This is a genomic window from Rhodococcus rhodochrous (genome assembly GCF_900187265.1).
Lineage (GTDB): Bacteria > Actinomycetota > Actinomycetes > Mycobacteriales > Mycobacteriaceae > Rhodococcus > Rhodococcus rhodochrous.
In genome coordinates this window covers 5,089,079-5,109,182 of sequence record NZ_LT906450.1, presented here as the reverse complement: position 1 = coordinate 5,109,182, position 20,104 = coordinate 5,089,079, and the positions used below count along the sequence as shown (strand labels likewise).

Below are 20,104 nucleotides of genomic sequence, written 5' to 3'. Positions count from 1 at the left end.
AATGGCGATTAGTCGATCTACCGAGGATGGTGTCCGTGACAACCGCTGAGACGGCCTCGACAACCAGCCGCGACCAGCACGAACAGCTGGTCGGAGAGCTCCGAGACAAGCTCGCTGCCGCAGCACTGGGTGGCAGCGAGAAAGCTCGGGAGCGGCACGTTGCGCGCGGCAAGCTGCTTCCCCGCGACCGTGTGGACGAACTGCTCGACACGGGCAGCCCGTTCCTCGAACTGTCGCCGCTCGCCGCGAACGGCATGTACGACGACGAGTGCCCGGGCGCCGGCATGATCGCCGGCATCGGCCGCGTCGCCGGCCGCGAGTGCGTGATCGTCGCGAACGACGCCACCGTCAAGGGCGGCACCTACTACCCGATCACGGTCAAGAAGCACCTGCGGGCGCAGGAAGTCGCGCTGCAGAACAACCTGCCGTGCCTGTATCTCGTCGACTCCGGCGGTGCCTTCCTGCCGCGGCAGGACGAGGTCTTCCCCGACCGCGAGCACTTCGGCCGCATCTTCTACAACCAGGCCACCATGAGTGCCAAGGGGATTCCGCAGATCGCCGCGGTCATGGGCTCGTGCACCGCCGGCGGCGCCTACGTCCCCGCGATGAGCGACGAGGCCGTCATCGTCCGCAACCAGGGCACCATCTTCCTCGGTGGTCCGCCGCTGGTGAAGGCCGCGACCGGCGAGGTCGTCACCGCGGAGGAGCTCGGCGGCGGCGACCTGCACTCGAAGGTCTCCGGCGTCACCGACCACCTGGCCGAGGACGACCGCGACGCGCTGCGCATCGTGCGCGACATCGTCTCCACCTTCGGTCCGCGCAACCCGCGCCCGTGGGACGTCGAACCCACCGTCGAACCCGAGGCCGACCCCGCCGAGTTGTACGACGTGGTGCCCACCGACTCGCGCATCCCCTACGACGTGCACGAGGTCATCGACCGTGTCGTCGACGGCTCCTCGTTCCACGAGTTCAAGGCCGAATACGGCAAGACGCTCGTCACCGGTTTCGCGCGCATCCACGGCCACCCGGTCGGCATCATCGCGAACAACGGTGTGCTCTTCGGCGAATCCGCCGTCAAGGGAGCGCATTTCATCGAACTGTGCGACAAGCGCTCGATCCCGCTGGTGTTCCTGCAGAACATCTCCGGCTTCATGGTCGGCCGCGACTACGAGGCCGGCGGCATCGCCAAGCACGGCGCGAAGATGGTCACCGCCGTCGCGTGCGCCCGGGTACCGAAGCTGACCGTCGTCATCGGCGGCTCGTACGGCGCCGGCAACTACTCGATGTGCGGTCGCGCGTATTCGCCTCGCTTCCTGTGGATGTGGCCCAACGCCCGCATCTCCGTCATGGGTGGCGAGCAGGCCGCCTCGGTGCTGGCCACGGTGCGTTCCGACCAGCTCGACGCCTCGGGCAAGCCCTGGACGGCCGAGCAGGAGGAGGAGTTCAAGGCTCCGATCCGCGCCCAGTACGAGGAGCAGGGCAATCCCTACTACTCGACCGCGCGCCTGTGGGACGACGGCATCATCGATCCCGCAGACACCAGAAAAGTTCTCGGACTGGCACTGTCGGTGTGCGCCAACGCCCCGCTCGAGCCGGTCTCCTACGGCGTCTTCCGGATGTGAGTGCACCCATGACTGATACGACTCGGATCGACACGGTGTTGGTCGCCAACCGCGGCGAGATCGCGGTGCGCGTCATCCGCACCCTGAAGGCGATGGGTATCCGCTCGGTCGCCGTGTTCAGCGAGGCCGACCGCGACGCCCGGCACGTGCAGGAGGCCGACACCGCGGTGCTGCTCGGACCCGCCGCGGCGCGCGAGAGCTACCTGGTGATCGACAAGGTCATCGACGCGGCGCTCGCCACCGGCGCGCAGGGCATCCACCCCGGTTACGGATTCCTCTCGGAGAACTCGGCTTTCGCCGCCGCGTGCGCCACCGCGGGTATCGCCTTCCTCGGCCCCTCCGCCCACGCCATCGAGACCATGGGCGACAAGATCACCGCCAAGGCCGCGGTGTCGGAGTTCGGCGTTCCCGTCGTGCCCGGCATCTCCCGGCCCGGCCTGAGCGACGACGAACTGATCGCGGGCGCCGAGGACGTCGGCTATCCCGTGCTCGTCAAGCCGTCCGCCGGTGGTGGCGGCAAGGGCATGCGCCTCGTCGAGGACCCGAAGGATCTGCCCGCCGCGCTCGAATCCGCCCGTCGCGAAGCGGCGTCGGCGTTCGGCGACGACACCCTCTTCCTCGAGCGGTTCGTGCAGCGCCCCCGGCACATCGAGGTCCAGGTCCTTGCCGACGCGCACGGCAACGTCGTCCACCTGGGGGAGCGCGAGTGCAGCCTCCAGCGGCGGCACCAGAAGGTCATCGAGGAAGCACCCTCGCCGCTGCTCGACGAGGCCACCCGCGCCCGCATCGGTGAGGCCGCGTGCAACACCGCGCGCAGCGTCGACTACACCGGCGCCGGCACCGTCGAGTTCATCGTCTCCGCCGACAAGCCCGACGAGTTCTTCTTCATGGAGATGAACACCCGACTGCAGGTCGAGCATCCGGTCACCGAGATGGTCACCGGCCTCGACCTCGTCGAATGGCAGGTGCGCATCGCCGCGGGCGAGCCGCTCGGCTTCACCCAGGACGACATCACCCTCACCGGCCATGCGATCGAGGCCCGCGTCTACGCCGAGGACCCGGCCCGCGGCTTCCTCCCCACCGGCGGCGAGATCGCCGACGTCGTCGAACCCACCGGCCCCGGTGTGCGCGTCGACTCCGGCATCCGCGCCGGCACCGTGGTCGGCAGCGACTACGACCCGATGCTCGCCAAGGTCATCGCCCACGCCGACGACCGCGCCGGAGCGCTGCGTCGCCTCGACCGGGCGCTCGCGCAGACCGCCGTGCTCGGCGTCGTCACCAACGTCGACTTCGTGCGGTTCCTGCTCGCCGACGACGACGTCGTGGCCGGTGCGCTCGACACCGGACTCCTCGACCGCCGGGTCGGCGACTACACCGCCCCCACCACCGCCGATTCCACGCTCGTCGCCGCGGCGATCCTGCGGTGGCTCGACCGCTGGTTGGGCGACACCACCGATCCGTGGGCGGTGCCCGACGGTTGGCGTGTCGGCGCCCACCGGCCCGTCACGTCGCGGCTCACCTCCGGCGACCGCACCGCACACGTGCGCCTGACCGGAAGCCCGGCGGCCGGTGTCGCCGAGGTCGAGGACGGCGAGACCTACCGGTTCAGCGCCGTGCTGCACGGCTCCGATCTGGCGATCGTGCTCGACGGCCGGCGTCACAGCTACCGCGTCGGCGAATCCGACGGCGCGGTCTGGCTTTCCGACGGCCACGGCAGCGTCGCCGTCCGCGAGGTGCGCGAGGCATCGGTGCGCGGCGACGACGCGCACGCCGGCGACGCCGACATCACGAGCCCGATGCCCGGTGCCGTCATCGCGGTGTCCGTCGCATCCGGCGACACCGTCACGGCCGGGCAGACACTCGTCGTCGTCGAGGCCATGAAGATGGAACATTCGCTCACCGCCCCCATCGACGGCACCGTCGAACTGTTCGCGGCTGCCGGTGAGCAGGTCAAGGTCGATCAACTTCTCGCGCGGGTCACCCCGCACGCCGATACGGAGGATGCACAGTAATGACGGAATACCTGGCCACGGGCCAACTTCCCGACGAGTACGAGCAGCTGCGCAAGACGGTCGCCGACTTCGCCCGCACGGTGGTCGCGCCGGTCGCCGCCAAGCACGACGCCGAGCACTCGTTCCCCTACGAAGTCGTGCAGGGCATGGCCGAGATGGGTCTGTTCGGCCTGCCGTTCCCCGAGGAGTACGGCGGCATGGGCGGCGACTACTTCGCGCTGTGCCTCGCGCTCGAGGAGCTCGGCAAGGTCGACCAGTCCGTCGCCATCACCCTCGAGGCGGGCGTCTCGCTCGGCGCGATGCCGATCTACCGCTTCGGCAACGAGAAGCAGAAGGAGGAGTGGCTGCCGCAGCTCGCGAGCGGTCGCAACCTCGCGGCCTTCGGTCTCACGGAGCCGGGCGCGGGCAGCGACGCCGGAGGCACGAAGACCACCGCCAAGCTCGAGAACGGCGAGTGGATCATCAACGGTAACAAGCAGTTCATCACCAACTCCGGCACCGACATCACCTCGCTCGTGACCGTCACCGCCGTCACCGGTGTGCGGGAGAACGGCAAGAAGGAGATCTCCACGATCCTCGTGCCGACCTCCACGCCGGGCTTCACCGCCGAACCCGCCTACAACAAGGTCGGCTGGAACGCCTCCGACACGCACCCGCTCACCTTCGCCGACGTGCGGGTGCCCGAGGAGAACCTCCTCGGTGAGCGTGGCCGCGGCTACGCCAACTTCCTGCGCATCCTCGACGAGGGCCGCATCGCGATCGCCGCGCTGTCGACCGGTGCCGCACAGGGTTGCGTCGACGAATCGGTGAAGTACGCCAAGGAGCGCGAGGCCTTCGGTAGCCCGATCGGCAACAACCAGGCCATCGCCTTCAAGATCGCCCGCATGGAGGCGCGCGCGCACGCCGCTCGCACCGCCTACTACGACGCCGCCGCCGCGATGCTCGCCGGCAAGCCGTTCAAGAAGCAGGCTGCGGTCGCCAAGCTCGTCGCGTCCGAGGCCGCGATGGACAACGCGCGCGACGCCACGCAGATCCACGGCGGCTACGGCTTCATGAACGAGTACGCCGTGGCGCGCCACTACCGCGACAGCAAGATCCTCGAGATCGGTGAGGGCACCACCGAGGTGCAGCTCATGCTCATCGGACGGGAGCTGGGACTGTGAGCGGAGCCGACACCACCGTGGAGAAGCGGATCGTCCAGCGCGGCCTGTGGTTCGAGGAATTCGAACTCGGCGCGATCTACGAGCACCGCCCCGGCCGAACGATCACCGAGGCCGACAACACGCTGTTCACGACGCAGACGATGAACACGCAGGCACTGCACCTCGATGCCGCCTACGCCGCCGAGACGAGTTTCGGTGAGCGTCTGGTCAATTCGATGTTCACGCTCTCGACGATCGTGGGACTGTCGGTCGCCCAGCTCACGCAGGGCACGATCGTCGCGAACCTCGGGTTCTCCGAGATCTCCTTCCCGAAGCCGCTCTTCCACGGCGACACGCTCTACGCCGAGACGAAGATCGTCGACAAGCGCGAGTCGAAGAGCCGGCCGGGGGAGGGCATCGTCACCCTCGAACACACCGGTCGCAACCAGCACGGCGACGTCGTCGCCGTCGCCGTGCGCAAGACCCTCGTCCAGAAGAGGCCCACGACATGACCTGGGAACTCCCCGGCCCCGCATGGCTTTTCTGCCCCGCCGATCGTCCGGAGCGCTACACCAAGGCCGCCGAACGCTCCGACGTGGTGATCATCGACCTCGAGGATGCCGTCGCACCGGCCGACAAGCAGGCCGCCCGTGAGGCGCTGATCGCCACCCCGCTCGACCCCGAGCGCACCGTGGTGCGGGTCAACCCGGTGGGCACGGCCGACCACGAGGCCGATCTCGAGGCGCTGCGCCGCACGTCGTACACGCGGGTCATGTTGCCCAAGTGCGAGAGCGGCGACGAGGTGCGCTCGCTCGCACCGCTCGAGGTGGTCGCGCTCATCGAGTCGCCCCTCGGCGTGCTCGCAGTGGAGGACATCGCCGTCGCCGAGAACACCCTCGGAATGATGTGGGGTGCCGAGGATCTCGTCGCCGGACTCGGGGGCAACGCGAGCCGTCGCGCCGACGGGACGTACCGCGCGGTCGCGCAGCACGCGCGGTCGGTGACCCTGCTCGCCGCGAAGGGTCACGCCCGCTGGGCACTCGACTCGGTGTACCTGAACATCAAGGACACCGACGGTCTCCACGAGGAGGCCCTCGACGCCGTAGCGGTCGGATTCGACATCAAGGTGTCGATCCATCCGAGTCAGGTCGACGTCGTCCGCCGGGCGTACGCGCCCACCCCCGAGGAGGAGGCGTGGGCGCGACGCGTCCTCGAGGCCGCCGAATCGGAGCGCGGCGTCTTCGATTTCGAAGGGAAGATGGTCGACGCCCCGGTGCTGCGCCACGCCGAACGCGTGCTGCAGCGCGCGTCGGCTGCCGCCTCGGCATGACCGCGCGTCACCGGGGACGGTGACGCAACAACTGAGTGAGACGGTGGGCGCTGTCGAGCAGCGCCTCACCGAGTTCGGGCACACGATCGGGCCGGAACCGGCTCTCCACGCCGGTCAGACTCAACGCCCAGGTCGGGGCGCCGCGGTGATCGAACACCGCGGCGCCCATTCCCCAACTGCCCTCGACGATCAGCGCCGGATTGACGGCGTAGCCGGCCAGCCGAGTCGCCTCGATCCGTTTCTCCAGTGCGGGTCGCGCATGGTCCGGTCCCCAATTCTCCGTGAGATCCACCCGCGACAGATACGCCTCGATGTCCTGATCGGGCATGTGCGCGAGGATCGCCAGCCCCGCCGACGCCACCCCGAGCGGGAACCGGATCCCGATGTGGAGCACGTGCGAACGCAGCGGGAAGCTGCCCTCCTCCATCGCCAGGCACACCGTCTCGTCGCCCCGCCGCGCGGAGAGGAAGACGCTCTCGCCGGTCGCGCGCGCCAGATCGCGCAGCACGTCGCCCGCGAGGTCGGTGATGTCGTAGCGCACCGATGCGAGCGATCCCAGCAGGTAGAGCTCGGGTCCGAGGGCCCAGCGTCCCGAGGCCGGATCCCGGTCGACGAGCCCCTCGTCGGCGAGCGAGCTGAGCAGGCGGTGCACCGTGGGCCGGGCGAGATCGGTGCTGCGCGCAACCTCGGAGGTCGTCACCCCTTCCGGCTCGTGCGACGAGACGGTGCGCAGCAGAGCGGCGATCCGCGTGACCAGTTGACCCCGTGCATCGGACGACATGTATCGATTCTACGTCCATTCAGTGAACGCATATGGGGTCTCCGTTCGATGAACGACCAATTTTCGGGAGATTTCGGCAGGTACTTGTGTTCGCCACCTGCAGACTCTTTAGTAGAAACCAAGAATGTGACCGCGTTCATCCAGTGGACGTGATTCGTCCAGCGGAGCCCCGGCGGCTCCCCCGGAACCCGAGAGGTGAGAGTTGGCAACGAAAGTGTTCGAGACGGCGGCGGAGGCCGTCGCCGACATCCGTGACGGTGCGACGCTCGCGGTGGGCGGATTCGGACTGTGCGGTATCCCCGACATCCTGATCCAGGCCATAGCCGACACCGGGGCCACCGACCTCGAGGTGTTCTCCAACAACTGCGGCGTCGACGGCCACGGTCTCGGAATCCTGCTGGGCAGCAAGCGCATCAGCCGGGTCACCGCATCGTACGTCGGGGAGAACAAGGAATTCGCCCGGCAGTACCTCTCGGGTGAACTCGAGGTGGAGCTGACCCCGCAGGGCACTCTCGCCGAGAAGCTCCGCGCCGGCGGCGCGGGCATCCCCGCATTCTTCACCCCCGCCGGTGTCGGCACGCCTATCTCGCAGGGCGGACTGCCGTGGAAGTACAACGCCGACGGTTCGATCGCCGTGGCGTCGCCGGCGAAGGAGATCCGCGAGTTCCGCGGCAAGCGGTACGTGCTCGAGGAGTCCATCACCGCCGACTTCTCGCTCGTGCACGCCCTCAAGGGCGACACCGAGGGCAACCTGGTGTTCAACAAGGCCGCGATGAACTTCAACCCGCTCGCCGCGATGGCCGGTCGCGTGTGCATCGCCCAGGTCGAAGAACTCGTCGAGCCGGGCGAGATCGATCCGGGCGAGGTGCACCTGCCGGGAATCTTCGTGAACCGGGTCGTGCACACCGGTGTCCAGGACAAGCAGATCGAAAAGCGCACCGTCAGCGCCGCGAAGGGAGCGTAGAAGATGACCACAGCTGTCGAGACACAGGGGTGGACGCGCACGCAGATGGCCGCGCGTGCCGCGCAGGAACTCTCGCCGGGGGAGTACGTCAACCTCGGTATCGGCCTGCCGACGCTGATCCCCAACTACCTGCCCGAGGGTGTGCACGTGACCCTGCACAGTGAGAACGGCATCCTGGGCACCGGGCCGTACCCCACCGAGGATTCGGTCGATCCCGACCTGATCAACGCCGGCAAGGAGACCGTGACGGTCAACCCCGGCGCTGCCTTCTTCGACTCGGCGCTGAGCTTCGGCATGATCCGCGGCGGCCACATCGACACCGCGGTGCTCGGCGGCATGGAGGTCTCGGCCACCGGCGATCTGGCCAACTGGATGGTGCCCGGCAAGATGGTCAAGGGCATGGGCGGGGCGATGGATCTCGTCCACGGTGCCCGCAAGGTCATCGTGCTCATGGAGCACACCGACAAGCAGGGCAACCCGAAGATCGTCTCGGAGTGCTCGCTGCCGCTCACCGGTGAGGGCGTGGTGCAGCGCATCATCACCAACCTCGCGGTGATCGATGTGACCGCCGACGGCCTCGTCCTGACCGAGTGCGCCCCGGGCGTCACCGAGGAGCAGGTGCGCGCTGCGACCGGAGCACCGCTCACCCTTCCCTGACGACCGGCCGGTTCCGCCTGCGGAACCACCGGAAGATCCACCTTCTCCGCGCGACCCCGGTCTCGGACTCCGTCTCGAGCCGGGGTCGCGTCGAGTTCAGGGCCGTGCGGGCCTCCTCGCGACGACTTGCCCGCTCGACCCTCCACACCTCCACCATCTCCTCGGTGTCGACCTTGTGGATCGGTACGGGCAGGCCGCTCGGGAAACGCAGACAGTCGGCGATCCGCCGGTTGAGATCGGAGACGATCTCGCGCACCACCTTCTCGCTGGGCGCCGAGCCGACCGTGTCGGGCAGCCGCTCGATCTCGCGCCGCAACTGCAGTTCGGGCGGCAGCAACGCTTCCGTCGACAGACCCTCGCGCGCCAGATAACTCTTCACCCACCACAGCTCGTCGTCGCCGTGATCGGGGATGGGTTTGCCGTAACCGGGCAGATCGTCGAAATCGCCGCGGTCCTGCGCCACACGGATCTGACGTTCGATCCACGTCTCGAACGTCAGATCCCACCGCTTGCGCTCGGTCACACATCCAGGATGCCAGCGCGGGCGCCTGTCCCGCGTGCGGAGCGAGGTGTCCTAACCTGAGCCACGTGGAAGGACAGCGCGAGTCGCCGGTGCATGCCCGCCCGCCGGGCGACGGGGTGGACACCAACACGGTGCTCGGCAAGGTCGTCACCGTGCTGTGGGCGTTCACCGCCGACGACCACGTTCTCACCCTCGCCGAACTGGGCCGACGCACCGGTCTGCCGAAGGGGACGCTGCACCGCGTCGTCACCGATCTCGTCGCCGTCCGGTTGCTCGACAAGGATCCGGCGGGTTACCGCCTGAGCGGTCAGCTCTTCGAACTGGGTCTGCGCGCCTCCGTCGAGCGGGGCCTGGTCGAGGTTGCGATCCCGTTCATGGAGGACCTCTACGAACGCACCCACGAGACCGTGCACCTCGGTGTCCCCGAAGGCGTCGAGGTCGTCTACGTCTCGAAGATCGGTGGGCACCGGCCTGCCTCCACGCCGTCCCGGATCGGTGGGCGAATGCCCATGTACTGCACCGGGATCGGGAAGGCGCTTCTCGCGTTCTCCCCACCGGAGCTGCTGGCCGAGGTGGTCGAGGCCGGGTTGGCGCGCAAGACTCCCCGCACCATCACGACCCCCGGGCGGCTCGGGGCGAATCTCGCGACCGTGCTCGAGCGCGGGGTGGCGTTCGAATTCGAGGAGTCCGCGGTCGGCCTGGCCTGTGTCGCCGCCCCGATCTTCGACGCGGACGAGCGTCCCATCGCGGCGGTGAGCGTCACCGGTCCCGTCACCCGGTTCCGTCCGGAGAAGCACGAGGGCGCGGTGAAGGCCGCCGCCGCGGGGATCGCCGCCACCCACGCCCGGCGCGAGGCCATCCGCAACCTCTGAGCGCACACGTTCCACTCACCGGAACGACCCCCTGTACGGGGGCGGACCCCGCCGCCACGATGGTCGTAATCCATCGAACGACGAGGACGTGATGACTACCAGCTCCAACACCACATCAGCGGCGGATCGCACCCGCATCGCCGGTGCGGCGGCCGACCGTCTCATCGAGGCCACACGCAGCTCTGCACCGTGCGGTCCGGTCCGCGACCTGCTCGGGGAGACCGACATCGACCTGGCGTACGCGGTGCAGCAGCAGCTCACCGACCGCCGGCTCGCCGAAGGTGCCCGCATCGTCGGACGCAAGATCGGCCTGACCTCCCCGGCGGTGCAGCAGCAGCTCGGTGTCGATCGCCCCGACTTCGGTGTCCTCTTCGAGGACATGGACGTGACCGCTCTCGACGAGGTGCCCAGCGAGCGCCTGCTGCAGCCGAAGGCCGAGGCCGAGATCGCCTTCGTCCTCTCCGCCGACCTCGACTCGGACGATCTCGATCTCGCGACCGTCCGCGCCGCCGTCGGACACGCGGTCGCCGCTCTCGAGATCGTCGACAGCCGCGTCGCCGGCTGGGACATCAAGATCACGGATACGGTCGCGGACAACGCATCCAGCGGCCTGTACGTGCTCGGCTCGCAGACACTCACCCTCGACGAGTTCGAGCCGATCGACGCCACCATGCGGATGTACGTCGACGACGAGCTCGTCTCCGAGGGCAACGGCGCAGCCTGCCTCGGTGATCCGCTGAACGCCCTGCTGTGGCTCGCACGCACGGCACGCGAGTTCGGGCAGCCCCTGCGCGCAGGGCAGGTCGTGCTGTCGGGGGCCCTCGGCCCGATGGTTCCGGCGCCGCCCGGCGTCACGGTCCGCGCCGAGATCTCCTCGCTCGGCACCGTCACCGCGCGTTTCTCTTCCGAAAGCTCCACCGCACAGGAGAACTCATGACCACCAAGGTTGCCATCATCGGGTCGGGCAACATCGGCACCGACCTGCTCATCAAGATCAAGCGACTGGCCGACGCCGAACTCGAGACCGTCGCCCTCGTCGGCATCGATCCCGAATCCGACGGCCTCGCACGGGCGAAGCGCCTCGGCATCGATGCCATCTCGACCGGTGTAGAAGGGCTCGTCGAGCACCCGCGCTTCGACGAGATCGAGATCGTCTTCGACGCGACCTCGGCGAAGGCCCACGAGTACAACGAGAAGGTCCTGCGCCCGCACGGGAAGATGCTCATCGACCTGACGCCGGCCGCGATCGGCCCGTACACGGTGCCGCCGGTGAACCTCACCGAGCACCTCGACGCCCCGAACGTCAACATGGTCACCTGCGGTGGTCAGGCCACCATCCCGATCGTCGCGGCCATCTCGCAGGTAACCAAGGTGCACTGGGCCGAGATCGTCGCCTCGATCTCCTCGAAGTCGGCCGGCCCCGGTACCCGCGCCAACATCGACGAGTTCACCGAGACCACCTCGCAGGCCATCGAGAAGATCGGTGGCGCCACGCGCGGCAAGGCGATCATCATCCTCAACCCGGCCGAGCCGCCGATGATCATGCGCGACACCGTGCTTGCTCTCGTCGGTGAGGACCGCAAGGACGAGATCGTCGCGTCCGTCGAGGCGATGGTCGCGAAGGTCCAGGAATACGTGCCCGGTTACACCCTCAAGCAGGAGGTGCAGTTCACCGAGGTCACCGAGCCCATGGAGACGCTCACCGACCACACCGGCCCCCTGTGGAAGGTCGCGGTGTTCCTCGAGGTCAAGGGCGCAGCGCACTACCTGCCCGAGTACGCGGGCAATCTCGACATCATGACCTCCGCGGCGCTGCAGGTCGCACGCGCCGTGGCGGCACGCAAGAAGGATCAGGTGACGGCATGACCGCGGCAACGACGACGACTCGCGAATTCGCAAGCGACGGAACGGCTCTGTACATCCAGGACGTGACCCTGCGCGACGGCATGCACGCCATCCGTCACCGCATCACGCCGCAGGACGTCGCGAAGATCGCCGGTGCGCTCGACCGTGCCGGTGTGGATGCCATCGAGGTCTCCCACGGCGACGGTCTCGCCGGTCACTCGCTGACCTACGGTCCCGGTAGCAACACCGACTGGGAGTGGCTCGAAGCCGCTGCCGGAGCGATCAATTCGGCCACGCTCACCACGCTGCTCCTGCCCGGTATCGGAACCGTCCACGAGCTGAAGCGTGCCTACGAGATCGGCGTGCGGTCGGTGCGCATCGCGACGCACTGCACCGAGGCCGACGTCTCCGCGCAGCACATCGCCGCGGCGAAGGAACTGGGCATGGACGTGTCCGGCTTCCTGATGATGTCGCACATGGCCCCGTCCGAGGAGCTCGCCCGCCAGGCGAAGCTCATGGAGTCCTACGGCGCCGATTGCGTCTACGTCACCGATTCCGGCGGACGCCTGACGATGGACGGTGTCCGCGAGCGTGTGCGTGCCTACCGTGAGGTCCTGAACGACACCACGCAGATCGGCATCCACGCGCACCAGAACCTGTCGCTGTCGGTCGCCAACTCCGTGTGCGCCGTCGAGGAAGGTGTCATCCGCGTCGACGCATCGCTGGCCGGACACGGTGCCGGTGCCGGCAACTGCCCGATCGAGCCCTTCGTCGCCGTCGCCGACCTGCTCGGCTGGAAGCACTCGTGCGATCTGTTCGGGCTGCAGGACGCCGCCGACGATCTCGTTCGCCCGCTGCAGGACCGTCCGGTCCAGGTCGACCGCGAGACCCTCACCCTCGGCTACGCCGGCGTGTACTCGAGCTTCCTGCGGCACGCCGAGACCGCCGCGAGCATCTACGGTCTCGACACCCGCGACATCCTCGTCGAGATCGGCCGTCGCGGCCTCGTCGGTGGCCAGGAGGACATGATCACCGACGTCGCACTCGATCTGCGCAACCGCGCGGGGAACTGACCACCGGCCGCACCGAGCCGGAACAATCGCGTCGGGGCGCGGCACGACCCACCAGGTCGTGCCGCGCCCGCGTGCATCTCTAGTCGGTCAGATCCCGGTAGTCCGGGTGCTTCTCGATGAACTTGTCGACGTACGAGCAGATCGCGACGATGCGCTTGCCGCGGTCGCGGACGTCGTCGAGGGCGAAACCGACGAGCTTGCCTCCGAGTCCCTGACCGGAGTAGCCCTTGTCGATCTCGGTGTGGTCGAAGACGAGGCGGCCGTCGTCGTCGGGGTGGTACTGGGTGTATCCGACGACGGCGTCGTCGTCCCGGACTTCGTACCTCTGCTTCTCGGCGTTGTGCACCACGGTCAGGGACGAATCGCTCATGGTCTTCCTCTCACCGTCGACAAGCTGGTGTGTCCCACAGCATAGAGAACGGGCCGCGGCGCAATGCCGCGGCCCGTTCTGCTGTGCCGGGTTATTCCGGCGGCGAGATGTGCTGGGCGAGGTACAGCGGCTCGCCGAGCTGCTCGATCAGATCGAGCTGGGTTTCGAGATAGTCGATGTGTTCTTCCTCGTCGGCGAGGATCTCCTCGAAGATGTTGGCCGAGGTGATGTCGCTGACCGAGCGCATGTACTCGGCTCCCTTCCGGAGCCGGTCGCGGGCCTCGATCTCCACCTGTAGGTCGGCCTCGAGCATCTCCTTGACGGTCTGCCCCAGACGCAACGCCCCGAGGCGCTGGTAGTTGGGGAGTCCGTCGAGATAGAGGATCCGATCGGTGAGTCTCTCGGCGTGACGCATCTCGTCGAACGACTCGTCGCGAGTGTGCTTCGCGAGTTTCGCCCATCCGCGGTTGTCCTGCATCTTCGAATGCAGGAAGTATTGATTGATCGCGGTGAGCTCGGCGGTGAGTTGTTCGTTGAGCAACTCGATGACCTTCTTGTCGCCCTTCATGGCACCTCCCGGGGTGAACCATCAGGTTTACCGCCGGGTAGGGGCTGGCTACACGGCGGTCTCGAGTTCGATCGTCTCATTCCGCTCGCGGGCCTGCCGGATGATCGCCGAGATGTTCCGGACGCAGCTGCCACAATCGGTGCCGGCGCGGCACTTGGCGCTCACCTCGCGGGTACAGCGTGCTCCCGCAGCCACCTCTGCCTCGATGTGGTGGTGGGTAAGAGCGTGGCAACTGCAGACGATCATCAGAGCCACCTTTCTGCGACTGAGGAAACACTCACTTAGGTTGTCCAAACCTTACATCGGCTTAGGCTAGCCTAGCTTGTGATCGTAGTCACAGAAGAGGGGGCCCGGATCCGTGTTATGCCCAGGTCTGTCCCAGGGTGTGCTACTGCAGCTACTGCTGTTGCAGGTGTTGCGATACCACCTGGTTGATCCGGTGCAGACCGGGCGCGGTGAGGCCCGGGATCTGGTTCTCGATCGTGCGCACCAGCGACGAATCGTCGAGAACCTTTTCGCTCGACTGGATCAGGACGGTGCCGGCACCGGTGAAATCGAACTGCCGTTCCTCCCCCGACTGCACGCCGAAACGCCGCGCCCCGGCCGAGACGAACCCGGTGATCCACGATTCGTCGTAGTGGTGACTGGGGGACGGGCAGTCGGCCCAGCCGACGAGTGCCTCCGGGTCGACCCTCAGGGGCGGCTCGGCGAACATCACCGGCCCGTTCGACGACGCGAGGAAACGGCCCGTACCGATGAGCGTGAGAAAGCCCGGGACGATCGACTGGTTGAGCGACAGGCCCGGTTCGAAGGCCAGCAGATTGGCCTGCCGGATCGTGAGGTTGCCGTCGTCGAGGTCGTACGAGTTGATGTCGTATCCGCGGTCGCCGATGATCAGTTTCCCGAAGCCCTCGGCCACGACGTAGTCGCCGAGATAGAGCGGAGCGGAGAACTGCTGGGCCACCATGTGCAGCAGATGTCCCTGCAACCCGTGGGTGAGCGCCGAGAACTGAACCTGGCCGTAGTACGCGATCATCGCGCCCTTCGACAGGAACCAGGGCGTCTGCAGGTCGATGCAGTAGGCATAGGGGTTGCCCGGCACGTTGTCGCTGCCACCGAAGCTCGACGGGTTCAGAACGGTACTCACAGCTTCTCCTCCGATGCCTGCACGTAGACGATGCCCTGTCCGCTGCATTCGAGTTGCATGGCCTCCCCGCCGGTGCGACCGACGTTCCGCCAGCTCATCGACGACTTCAGTTCGGTGCGGACCGAGCCGTAGGACGCCACGAACGCCTGTGGGTCGACGACCACCGGCGTCGGGCCGCCCACCTGGAGTTCGAACACGCCACCGTGGGCGAGCAGCACAGCCGCACCCTGGCCGGTCAGCTGGGTGGTGAACATGCCGGTGCCGGTCATCGCGCCGGTGGCGGCGCCGCGCAGTGCCCCGAGCAGACCACCGCCGCCCCCGCCACCACCGGAGGCCGCGGCCACCGAGACGACCGTGGACTGCAGACCGGTGGTGTGGGCGAGCAGGCGCGACGCCTCCACCCGCAGCTCGCCGCCCGCGGACATGTCGACGATGTGCGTCTCGAGACCGCGGAAGCCGTAGTGCACGACGCCGTCGCCCTGCGCCAGCATCGTGGCCTCGTGCTCACCCTGCAGCATGCGTCCCGCCATGCCGGCGAGACCACCGAGACCGGGAGCGCCCCCGACGCCACCGGGAACACCGTGGGGGGAGAACCGGACGTTGCCGGTGTAGAACAGCATCGCGCCGCGGCGGGCCACGACGGGACCGGACTGCCGCAGGTCGACGCGCACGACCTTGCCGTTGATCTTCGTGAAGCTCATCTGTTCCTACCGTTCCGCCGGCTGGATGGAGACCACGCCCACGCCGTCCCACTTCAGGGAGAACGCCTCGCCGCTGCCCTGGCCGATGGCCGAGCGCCACGACACGTCGGTGACGAACGACTGCGTGAGCTGACCCTTCGCGCACACGAAGGCGTCGGGATCGACGACGAGGGGATACTGCGGCGACACCTCGAGATGGATGAGCGGACCCCCGGCCGAGAGCAGCGCGACCTGCCCGGTCCCCGTCACCGTCGTGGTGAACAGGCCCTGGCCGCTCATGCCGCCGCGCAGGCCCGCGAACGTCACGTTCGTGTTCAGGTTCCCGCTCAGCGCCAGCAGCTGCTCGGACTCGACCTGCAGGGTCTCGTTGTTCAGCTCCAGCACCGTGACGTCCTGCGCCTGGTGCGCGAAGTAGACGACACCCGTGCCGCTGCACTCCATGAGCGAGAGCCCCTCGCCCGTCGCGCGTTGCCGCAGCCCGGCGAGAACACCCTCACCGCCACCGAAACCGGCGGACTTGAAACCGACCTGCCCCTCGTACGCCACCATCGACCCCGACAGGGCGCGGACGGACGAATTGCTCAGGTGGGCTTCGATCACCCTCTTGGTCTTCACGACTAGCCGCATGGCGGGAAACGATAGTCGGAAACGACTTCGGTGGAGCAGACCCCGGATAGCGGGGCCTACTCCACCGAAGAACTACAGAAGACCTACAGCCCCAGATCCTTGGCGATGATCGTCTTCATGACCTCGTTGGTGCCGCCGTAGATGCGGGTCACGCGGGTGTCGGCGTAGAGGCGGGCGATGGGGTACTCGGTGATGTAGCCGTAGCCGCCGTGCAGCTGCAGGCACTTGTCGATGATGCGGCCGGCGGCCTCCGTCGCGAACAGCTTCGCGCGGGCGGCGTCGGGCACCGTCAGTTCGTCACGGTCGTTGAGCTCGATCGCGTTGTCGACCATGATCTGCATGGCCTGCAGTTCGGTCGAGCACTCGGCGAGCACGAACTTGGTGTTCTGGAAGGACGCGACCGGCTTGCCGAAGACCTTGCGGTCCTTGGTGTATGCGATGGCGTGCTGGATCGCCGCGGCCGCGGTGGCGGCAGCGCCGAACGCGATGGTGAGACGCTCCTGCGCGAGGTTCTGCGTCAGGTACGAGAACGCCTCGCCCTCCTTGCCGAGCAGATCGGCGACCGGCACCTTCACGTCGTCGAACGACAGCTCGGCGGTGTCCGAGGTCTTGAGTCCGATCTTGTGGAGCTTGCGCCCGACGGCGAAGCCCTCGCTCTTGGTGTCCACCACCAGGATCGACAGGCCACCGCGGCGGTCCTCGGGGTTGTACGGCGAGGTGCGGGCCACGACGAGGATGCGGTCGGCGAGAGCGCCGCCGGTGATGAACGTCTTCGCGCCGTTGAGGACGTAGTGGCTGCCGTCCTCCGAGAGCTTCGCGGTGGTCGCGATGTTGGCGAGGTCGGAACCGGTGCCCGGCTCGGTCATCGCGATGGCGAACATCAGCTCACCCGAGGCGAATCCGGGGAGCCAGCGCTGCTTCTGCTCCTCGGTGGCGTTCTGCATGATGTACGGCAGGATCAGGTTCGAGTGCACCGACGACGAACCGAACGACACACCGGCCGCCGACGCCTCCTCGGCGAGGATCACGTTGAACTTCAGCGACGTCTCGCCGCCTCCGCCGTACTCCTCGGGAACCTGGATGCCGAGGAGCCCGAGTTCGCCCATGCGGTTGTAGAACTCGCGCGGAGGATGGCCGGCCTCTTCCCACTCGGGGTAGACGGGCACGACCTCCTTCGCGATGAAGTCGCGGACGGTCTGACGGAACGCCTCGTGATCCTCGTTGTACAGCGTGCGCTTCACGCGTTGTCCTTCCAGGTATGGATGTGATTGTGGGGGTGGACGTTACAGCGCGTAGCTGCGCAGCACACCCTTGCTGATGATCGTCTTCTGGATCTCGCTGGTGCCCTCACCGATGAGCAGGAAGGGAGCCTCACGCATGAGGCGCTCGATCTCGTACTCCTTCGAGTAGCCGTAGCCGCCGTGGATACGGAAGCTGGCCTGGGTGACCTCGGAGCAGTACTCGCTGGTGAGGTACTTGGCCATACCGGCAGCGACGTCGTTGCGTTCACCGGAGTCCTTCAGGCGCGCGGCGTTGACCATCATCAGGTGGGCGGACTCGACCTTGGTGGCCATCTCCGCGAGGGAGAACGAGATCGCCTGGTGCTGGGCGATGGGCTTGCCGAATGTGGTGCGCTGCTGGGCGTACCGGGCGGCGAGCTCGAACGCGCGGATCGCGACACCGCACGCGCGGGCCGAGACGTTGACGCGGCCGACCTCGACACCGTCCATCATCTGGAAGAAGCCCTTGCCGGGCTCGCCACCGAGGATCGAATCGGCCGAGGCCTTGTAGTTGTCGAAGACGAGTTCGGTGGTGTCGATGCCCTTGTACCCCATCTTGTCGATCTTTCCGGGGATGGTGACACCCGGGACGACCTCACCGAAGCCGGCGGGCTTCTCGACCAGGAAGGTGGTCAGGTTCTTGTGGGGCTTGTCGGAGCCTTCCTCGGTCTTGACCAGGGCGGCGACGAGGGTGGAGCTGCCGCCGTTGGTCAGCCACATCTTCTGGCCGTTGATGACGTAGTTGCCGTCGGCGTCGCGCTTGGCCTTGGTGCGGATGGCGGCGACGTCGGAGCCGAGTTCGGGCTCGGACATCGAGAACGCGCCGCGAACCTCACCGGTGGCCATGCGCGGCAGGTAGTACTGCTTCTGCTCTTCGGTGCCGTGCTGGCGGATCATGTACGCGACGATGAAGTGGGTGTTGATGACGCCGGAGACGCTCATCCAGCCGCGGGCGAGTTCCTCGACGCACAGCGCGTAGGTCAGCAGCGACTCGCCGAGTCCGCCGTACTCCTCGGGGATCATCAGCCCGAACAGGCCCATCTCGCGCATCTGGTCGACGATGGCCTGCGGGTAGGTGTCCGAGTGCTCGAGTTCCTGAGCGTTCGGGATGATCTCGCGGTCGACGAAGGTGCGGACCGTGTCGAGGATCTCGGACTGGAATTCCGTCAGACCGAGGGTCTGGGCGAGGCGGGTCATGCGTGCTCTTTCTGGGAGATGCGGATGGTGCCGGAAGCTGCGAGGGCGTCGATCTCGTCGTCGGTCAGCCCGAGATGTTCGGTGAGCACCTCGGCGGTGTCGTCGCCGTTGGCCGGCGCGGGGCGGACCTCGGGGTACCGGCCGTCGAAGGACATCGGGGTGCTCGGGGCGTGGTAGCTGCCGATGCGCGGCTGATCGAGCTTGTGGAACATCGGGTTGTCGGTCACGCGCGGGTCGGTGGCGAGCTCGGCGAAGGTGCGATAGCGCTCGTGCAGGATCGAGGTGCCGGCCAAGGCCTTCTCGACCTCGTCGGCGGTGTGGCGGGAGAACCAGGCGCCGAACAGGCTGTTGAGCACGTGGCGGTGTTCGAATCGGGTGCCTTCGTCGCGGAAGTCCACGCCCAGTGCGGATTCGAGGGCAGCCACGGCGTCGGCGGTGCCCGTGAGTCCGGTGAGGTCGCGGAAGTGCCGGGGCGTGAGCGCGACGATCATGAAGCGTGCGCCGTCGCTGGTGGCGAAGTCGGCGCCGTAGGTGCCGTAGACGGAGTTGCCGACCTTCTCCCGGACGGGACGGCCGAGCTGGGCCTCGGCGATGTAGCCGAGATTGCCGACGGTCGCGAACGCGACGTCCTCGAGGGGAAGAACGACCTTCGTTCCGGCGCCGGTGATCTCGCGGCGGTAGACGGCCGAGGCGACCGACAGGGCTGCGTACAGACCGCACGAGACGTCCCAGGCGGGCAGCACGTGGTTGACCGGGGTCGAGACGTTCTCGGCGCCGGTGACCTGTGGGAAGCCGGCGGCGGCGTTGACGGTGTAGTCGACAGCACCGGTGCCGTCGGCGCGGCCGAGGACCTGCACGTGGATCAGGTCGGGGCGGATCGCGGCGAGCTCGTCGTAGTCGAGCCACGAACGACCGGCGGCGTTGGTGACCAGCACTCCTGCGTCGATGATCAGGTCGCGGATCAGGTTCTGCGCGTCCGGGTTACGGAAGTCCGCCGCGAACGACCGCTTGCCCTTGTTCAGGCCGGCCCAGTAGATCGACTCGTTGTCGTCGGTGACCGGCCAGCGGCGGTAATCGGCAGCGCCGCCGATCGGGTCGACCCGGATCACGTCGGCGCCGAGCGCGGCCAGGGTCATGCCGCACAGGGGTGCGGCCACGAAGCTGGACACCTCGACCACGCGCACTCCCGCGAGGGGCGCAGTGGACGAGGGCAGCTCGTCGGTGGAAGCGGTGGAGTTCATGCTGGGCTCGCTCGTCGTCGCAGATTGTTTCGGGCACAGTCAGCATGCCCAGGTTTTGCCGCCGGGAACAGCACCGATCGGCTATCGCTCGGTTAGCGCAGACCAATACTCGATGAGGCCTCAATCTGCCTTGTGATGGGTCATAGGTTTCA

The 20,104-nt window shown here is 67.6% G+C and carries 22 protein-coding genes; 11 read left to right on the top strand and 11 right to left on the bottom strand.

Annotation, left to right across the window (positions count from 1 at the left end; translation table 11 throughout):
* Nucleotides 1-26 precede the first annotated feature (26 nt).
* The 5 genes from CKW34_RS23435 to CKW34_RS23415 are packed head-to-tail and all read left to right on the top strand — an operon-like array spanning nucleotide 27 to nucleotide 6,106.
* A complete protein-coding gene (locus CKW34_RS23435) occupies nucleotides 27-1,622 on the top strand; it encodes a carboxyl transferase domain-containing protein (protein WP_059384397.1) in 1,596 nt (531 codons plus the stop codon).
* Nucleotides 1,623-1,630: 8 nt separating this feature from the next.
* Entirely contained in the window at nucleotides 1,631-3,634 is a 2,004-nt protein-coding gene (locus tag CKW34_RS23430) for an acetyl-CoA carboxylase biotin carboxylase subunit (protein WP_059384398.1), read from the top strand.
* Nucleotides 3,634-4,797, top strand: coding sequence for an acyl-CoA dehydrogenase family protein (locus CKW34_RS23425; protein WP_059384399.1), 1,164 nt, complete (start codon nucleotides 3,634-3,636; stop codon nucleotides 4,795-4,797). The genes CKW34_RS23430 and CKW34_RS23425 overlap by 1 nt, the downstream gene beginning before the upstream one ends.
* On the top strand, nucleotides 4,794-5,288 hold the full coding sequence (locus tag CKW34_RS23420) for a MaoC family dehydratase (RefSeq protein ID WP_059384400.1): 495 nt from the start codon (nucleotides 4,794-4,796) through the stop codon (nucleotides 5,286-5,288). Before CKW34_RS23425 ends, CKW34_RS23420 begins: the two co-directional genes overlap by 4 nt.
* Nucleotides 5,285-6,106, top strand: coding sequence for an HpcH/HpaI aldolase/citrate lyase family protein (locus CKW34_RS23415; RefSeq protein ID WP_059384401.1), 822 nt, complete (start codon nucleotides 5,285-5,287; stop codon nucleotides 6,104-6,106). Before CKW34_RS23420 ends, CKW34_RS23415 begins: the two co-directional genes overlap by 4 nt.
* Before the next feature lie 7 nt (nucleotides 6,107-6,113).
* Here the strand turns inward: CKW34_RS23415 and CKW34_RS23410 are convergent, their stop codons facing one another.
* Nucleotides 6,114-6,887 carry an IclR family transcriptional regulator gene (locus CKW34_RS23410; protein WP_016696360.1) on the bottom strand — a complete coding sequence of 258 codons (774 nt, stop codon included), beginning with the start codon at nucleotides 6,885-6,887 and terminating at the stop codon, nucleotides 6,114-6,116.
* A gap of 202 nt (nucleotides 6,888-7,089) precedes the next feature.
* Between CKW34_RS23410 and CKW34_RS23405 the strand changes: the two genes are divergently transcribed.
* Complete coding sequence (locus tag CKW34_RS23405; RefSeq protein ID WP_059384402.1) at nucleotides 7,090-7,851, top strand: CoA transferase subunit A; 762 nt, start codon at nucleotides 7,090-7,092, stop codon at nucleotides 7,849-7,851.
* A gap of 3 nt (nucleotides 7,852-7,854) precedes the next feature.
* Nucleotides 7,855-8,508 carry a CoA transferase subunit B gene (locus tag CKW34_RS23400; RefSeq protein WP_059384403.1) on the top strand — a complete coding sequence of 218 codons (654 nt, stop codon included), beginning with the start codon at nucleotides 7,855-7,857 and terminating at the stop codon, nucleotides 8,506-8,508.
* Here the strand turns inward: CKW34_RS23400 and CKW34_RS23395 are convergent.
* The gene (locus CKW34_RS23395; protein WP_059384404.1) at nucleotides 8,495-9,031 is read right to left on the bottom strand and encodes a DnaJ family domain-containing protein; all 537 of its coding nucleotides are present in this window, start codon (nucleotides 9,029-9,031) and stop codon (nucleotides 8,495-8,497) included. The genes CKW34_RS23400 and CKW34_RS23395 overlap by 14 nt on opposite strands.
* 116 nt (nucleotides 9,032-9,147) lie before the next feature.
* Between CKW34_RS23395 and CKW34_RS23390 the strand changes: the two genes are divergently transcribed.
* The 4 genes from CKW34_RS23390 to dmpG all read left to right on the top strand — a co-directional run bounded on the left by CKW34_RS23390 (nucleotide 9,148) and on the right by dmpG (nucleotide 12,821).
* The gene (locus tag CKW34_RS23390) at nucleotides 9,148-9,903 is read left to right on the top strand and encodes an IclR family transcriptional regulator (RefSeq protein ID WP_059384405.1); all 756 of its coding nucleotides are present in this window, start codon (nucleotides 9,148-9,150) and stop codon (nucleotides 9,901-9,903) included.
* Nucleotides 9,904-9,994: 91 nt separating this feature from the next.
* Nucleotides 9,995-10,840: a 2-keto-4-pentenoate hydratase gene (locus CKW34_RS23385; RefSeq protein ID WP_059384406.1), complete on the top strand. Its 846-nt coding sequence runs from the start codon at nucleotides 9,995-9,997 to the stop codon at nucleotides 10,838-10,840.
* The gene (locus tag CKW34_RS23380) at nucleotides 10,837-11,769 is read left to right on the top strand and encodes an acetaldehyde dehydrogenase (acetylating) (RefSeq protein ID WP_059384407.1); all 933 of its coding nucleotides are present in this window, start codon (nucleotides 10,837-10,839) and stop codon (nucleotides 11,767-11,769) included. The genes CKW34_RS23385 and CKW34_RS23380 overlap by 4 nt, the downstream gene beginning before the upstream one ends.
* A complete protein-coding gene (dmpG, locus tag CKW34_RS23375) occupies nucleotides 11,766-12,821 on the top strand; it encodes a 4-hydroxy-2-oxovalerate aldolase (protein WP_016696330.1) in 1,056 nt (351 codons plus the stop codon). The genes CKW34_RS23380 and dmpG overlap by 4 nt, the downstream gene beginning before the upstream one ends.
* Before the next feature lie 79 nt (nucleotides 12,822-12,900).
* Here the strand turns inward: dmpG and CKW34_RS23370 are convergent, their stop codons facing one another.
* The 9 genes from CKW34_RS23370 to CKW34_RS23330 form a co-directional block, all read right to left on the bottom strand.
* Nucleotides 12,901-13,191, bottom strand: a complete 291-nt coding sequence (locus CKW34_RS23370; protein ID WP_059384408.1) for a GNAT family N-acetyltransferase — start codon at nucleotides 13,189-13,191, stop codon at nucleotides 12,901-12,903.
* A 91-nt stretch (nucleotides 13,192-13,282) separates the two neighbouring features.
* Nucleotides 13,283-13,759: a bacterioferritin gene (gene bfr / locus CKW34_RS23365; protein WP_016693088.1), complete on the bottom strand. Its 477-nt coding sequence runs from the start codon at nucleotides 13,757-13,759 to the stop codon at nucleotides 13,283-13,285.
* 48 nt (nucleotides 13,760-13,807) lie between these two features.
* Nucleotides 13,808-14,005, bottom strand: coding sequence for a (2Fe-2S)-binding protein (locus tag CKW34_RS23360; RefSeq protein WP_019290600.1), 198 nt, complete (start codon nucleotides 14,003-14,005; stop codon nucleotides 13,808-13,810).
* Between the two features lie 151 nt (nucleotides 14,006-14,156).
* Entirely contained in the window at nucleotides 14,157-14,906 is a 750-nt protein-coding gene (locus tag CKW34_RS23355) for an AIM24 family protein (protein WP_006550740.1), read from the bottom strand.
* A complete protein-coding gene (locus tag CKW34_RS23350) occupies nucleotides 14,903-15,607 on the bottom strand; it encodes an AIM24 family protein (protein ID WP_059384409.1) in 705 nt (234 codons plus the stop codon). Before CKW34_RS23350 ends, CKW34_RS23355 begins: the two co-directional genes overlap by 4 nt.
* A 6-nt stretch (nucleotides 15,608-15,613) precedes the next feature.
* Nucleotides 15,614-16,234, bottom strand: a complete 621-nt coding sequence (locus CKW34_RS23345; RefSeq protein ID WP_026061324.1) for an AIM24 family protein — start codon at nucleotides 16,232-16,234, stop codon at nucleotides 15,614-15,616.
* An 83-nt stretch (nucleotides 16,235-16,317) separates the two neighbouring features.
* Nucleotides 16,318-17,475 (bottom strand): acyl-CoA dehydrogenase family protein, encoded by a 1,158-nt coding sequence (locus tag CKW34_RS23340; protein ID WP_016693092.1) that lies wholly within the window; start codon nucleotides 17,473-17,475, stop codon nucleotides 16,318-16,320.
* Nucleotides 17,476-17,517: 42 nt separating this feature from the next.
* Complete coding sequence (locus CKW34_RS23335) at nucleotides 17,518-18,711, bottom strand: acyl-CoA dehydrogenase family protein (RefSeq protein ID WP_059384410.1); 1,194 nt, start codon at nucleotides 18,709-18,711, stop codon at nucleotides 17,518-17,520.
* Nucleotides 18,708-19,952, bottom strand: coding sequence for a CoA transferase (locus CKW34_RS23330; protein ID WP_059384411.1), 1,245 nt, complete (start codon nucleotides 19,950-19,952; stop codon nucleotides 18,708-18,710). Before CKW34_RS23330 ends, CKW34_RS23335 begins: the two co-directional genes overlap by 4 nt.
* Nucleotides 19,953-20,104: the final 152 nt, after the last annotated feature.

Bases quoted from the DNA above. Each gene is read 5' to 3' on its own strand.
- CKW34_RS23370 (WP_059384408.1), bottom strand. From the start codon at position 13,191: ATGAGCGATTCGTCCCTGACCGTGGTGCACAACGCCGAGAAGCAGAGG.
- CKW34_RS23350 (WP_059384409.1), bottom strand. From the start codon at position 15,607: ATGAGCTTCACGAAGATCAACGGCAAGGTCGTGCGCGTCGACCTGCGG.
- CKW34_RS23430 (WP_059384398.1), top strand. From the start codon at position 1,631: ATGACTGATACGACTCGGATCGACACGGTGTTGGTCGCCAACCGCGGC.
- bfr (WP_016693088.1), bottom strand. From the start codon at position 13,759: ATGAAGGGCGACAAGAAGGTCATCGAGTTGCTCAACGAACAACTCACC.
- CKW34_RS23415 (WP_059384401.1), top strand. From the start codon at position 5,285: ATGACCTGGGAACTCCCCGGCCCCGCATGGCTTTTCTGCCCCGCCGAT.
- CKW34_RS23380 (WP_059384407.1), top strand. From the start codon at position 10,837: ATGACCACCAAGGTTGCCATCATCGGGTCGGGCAACATCGGCACCGAC.
- CKW34_RS23425 (WP_059384399.1), top strand. From the start codon at position 3,634: ATGACGGAATACCTGGCCACGGGCCAACTTCCCGACGAGTACGAGCAG.
- CKW34_RS23400 (WP_059384403.1), top strand. From the start codon at position 7,855: ATGACCACAGCTGTCGAGACACAGGGGTGGACGCGCACGCAGATGGCC.
- CKW34_RS23385 (WP_059384406.1), top strand. From the start codon at position 9,995: ATGACTACCAGCTCCAACACCACATCAGCGGCGGATCGCACCCGCATC.
- CKW34_RS23330 (WP_059384411.1), bottom strand. From the start codon at position 19,952: ATGAACTCCACCGCTTCCACCGACGAGCTGCCCTCGTCCACTGCGCCC.
- dmpG (WP_016696330.1), top strand. From the start codon at position 11,766: ATGACCGCGGCAACGACGACGACTCGCGAATTCGCAAGCGACGGAACG.
- CKW34_RS23335 (WP_059384410.1), bottom strand. From the start codon at position 18,711: ATGACCCGCCTCGCCCAGACCCTCGGTCTGACGGAATTCCAGTCCGAG.
- CKW34_RS23345 (WP_026061324.1), bottom strand. From the start codon at position 16,234: ATGCGGCTAGTCGTGAAGACCAAGAGGGTGATCGAAGCCCACCTGAGC.
- CKW34_RS23435 (WP_059384397.1), top strand. From the start codon at position 27: ATGGTGTCCGTGACAACCGCTGAGACGGCCTCGACAACCAGCCGCGAC.
- CKW34_RS23410 (WP_016696360.1), bottom strand. From the start codon at position 6,887: ATGTCGTCCGATGCACGGGGTCAACTGGTCACGCGGATCGCCGCTCTG.
- CKW34_RS23360 (WP_019290600.1), bottom strand. From the start codon at position 14,005: ATGATCGTCTGCAGTTGCCACGCTCTTACCCACCACCACATCGAGGCA.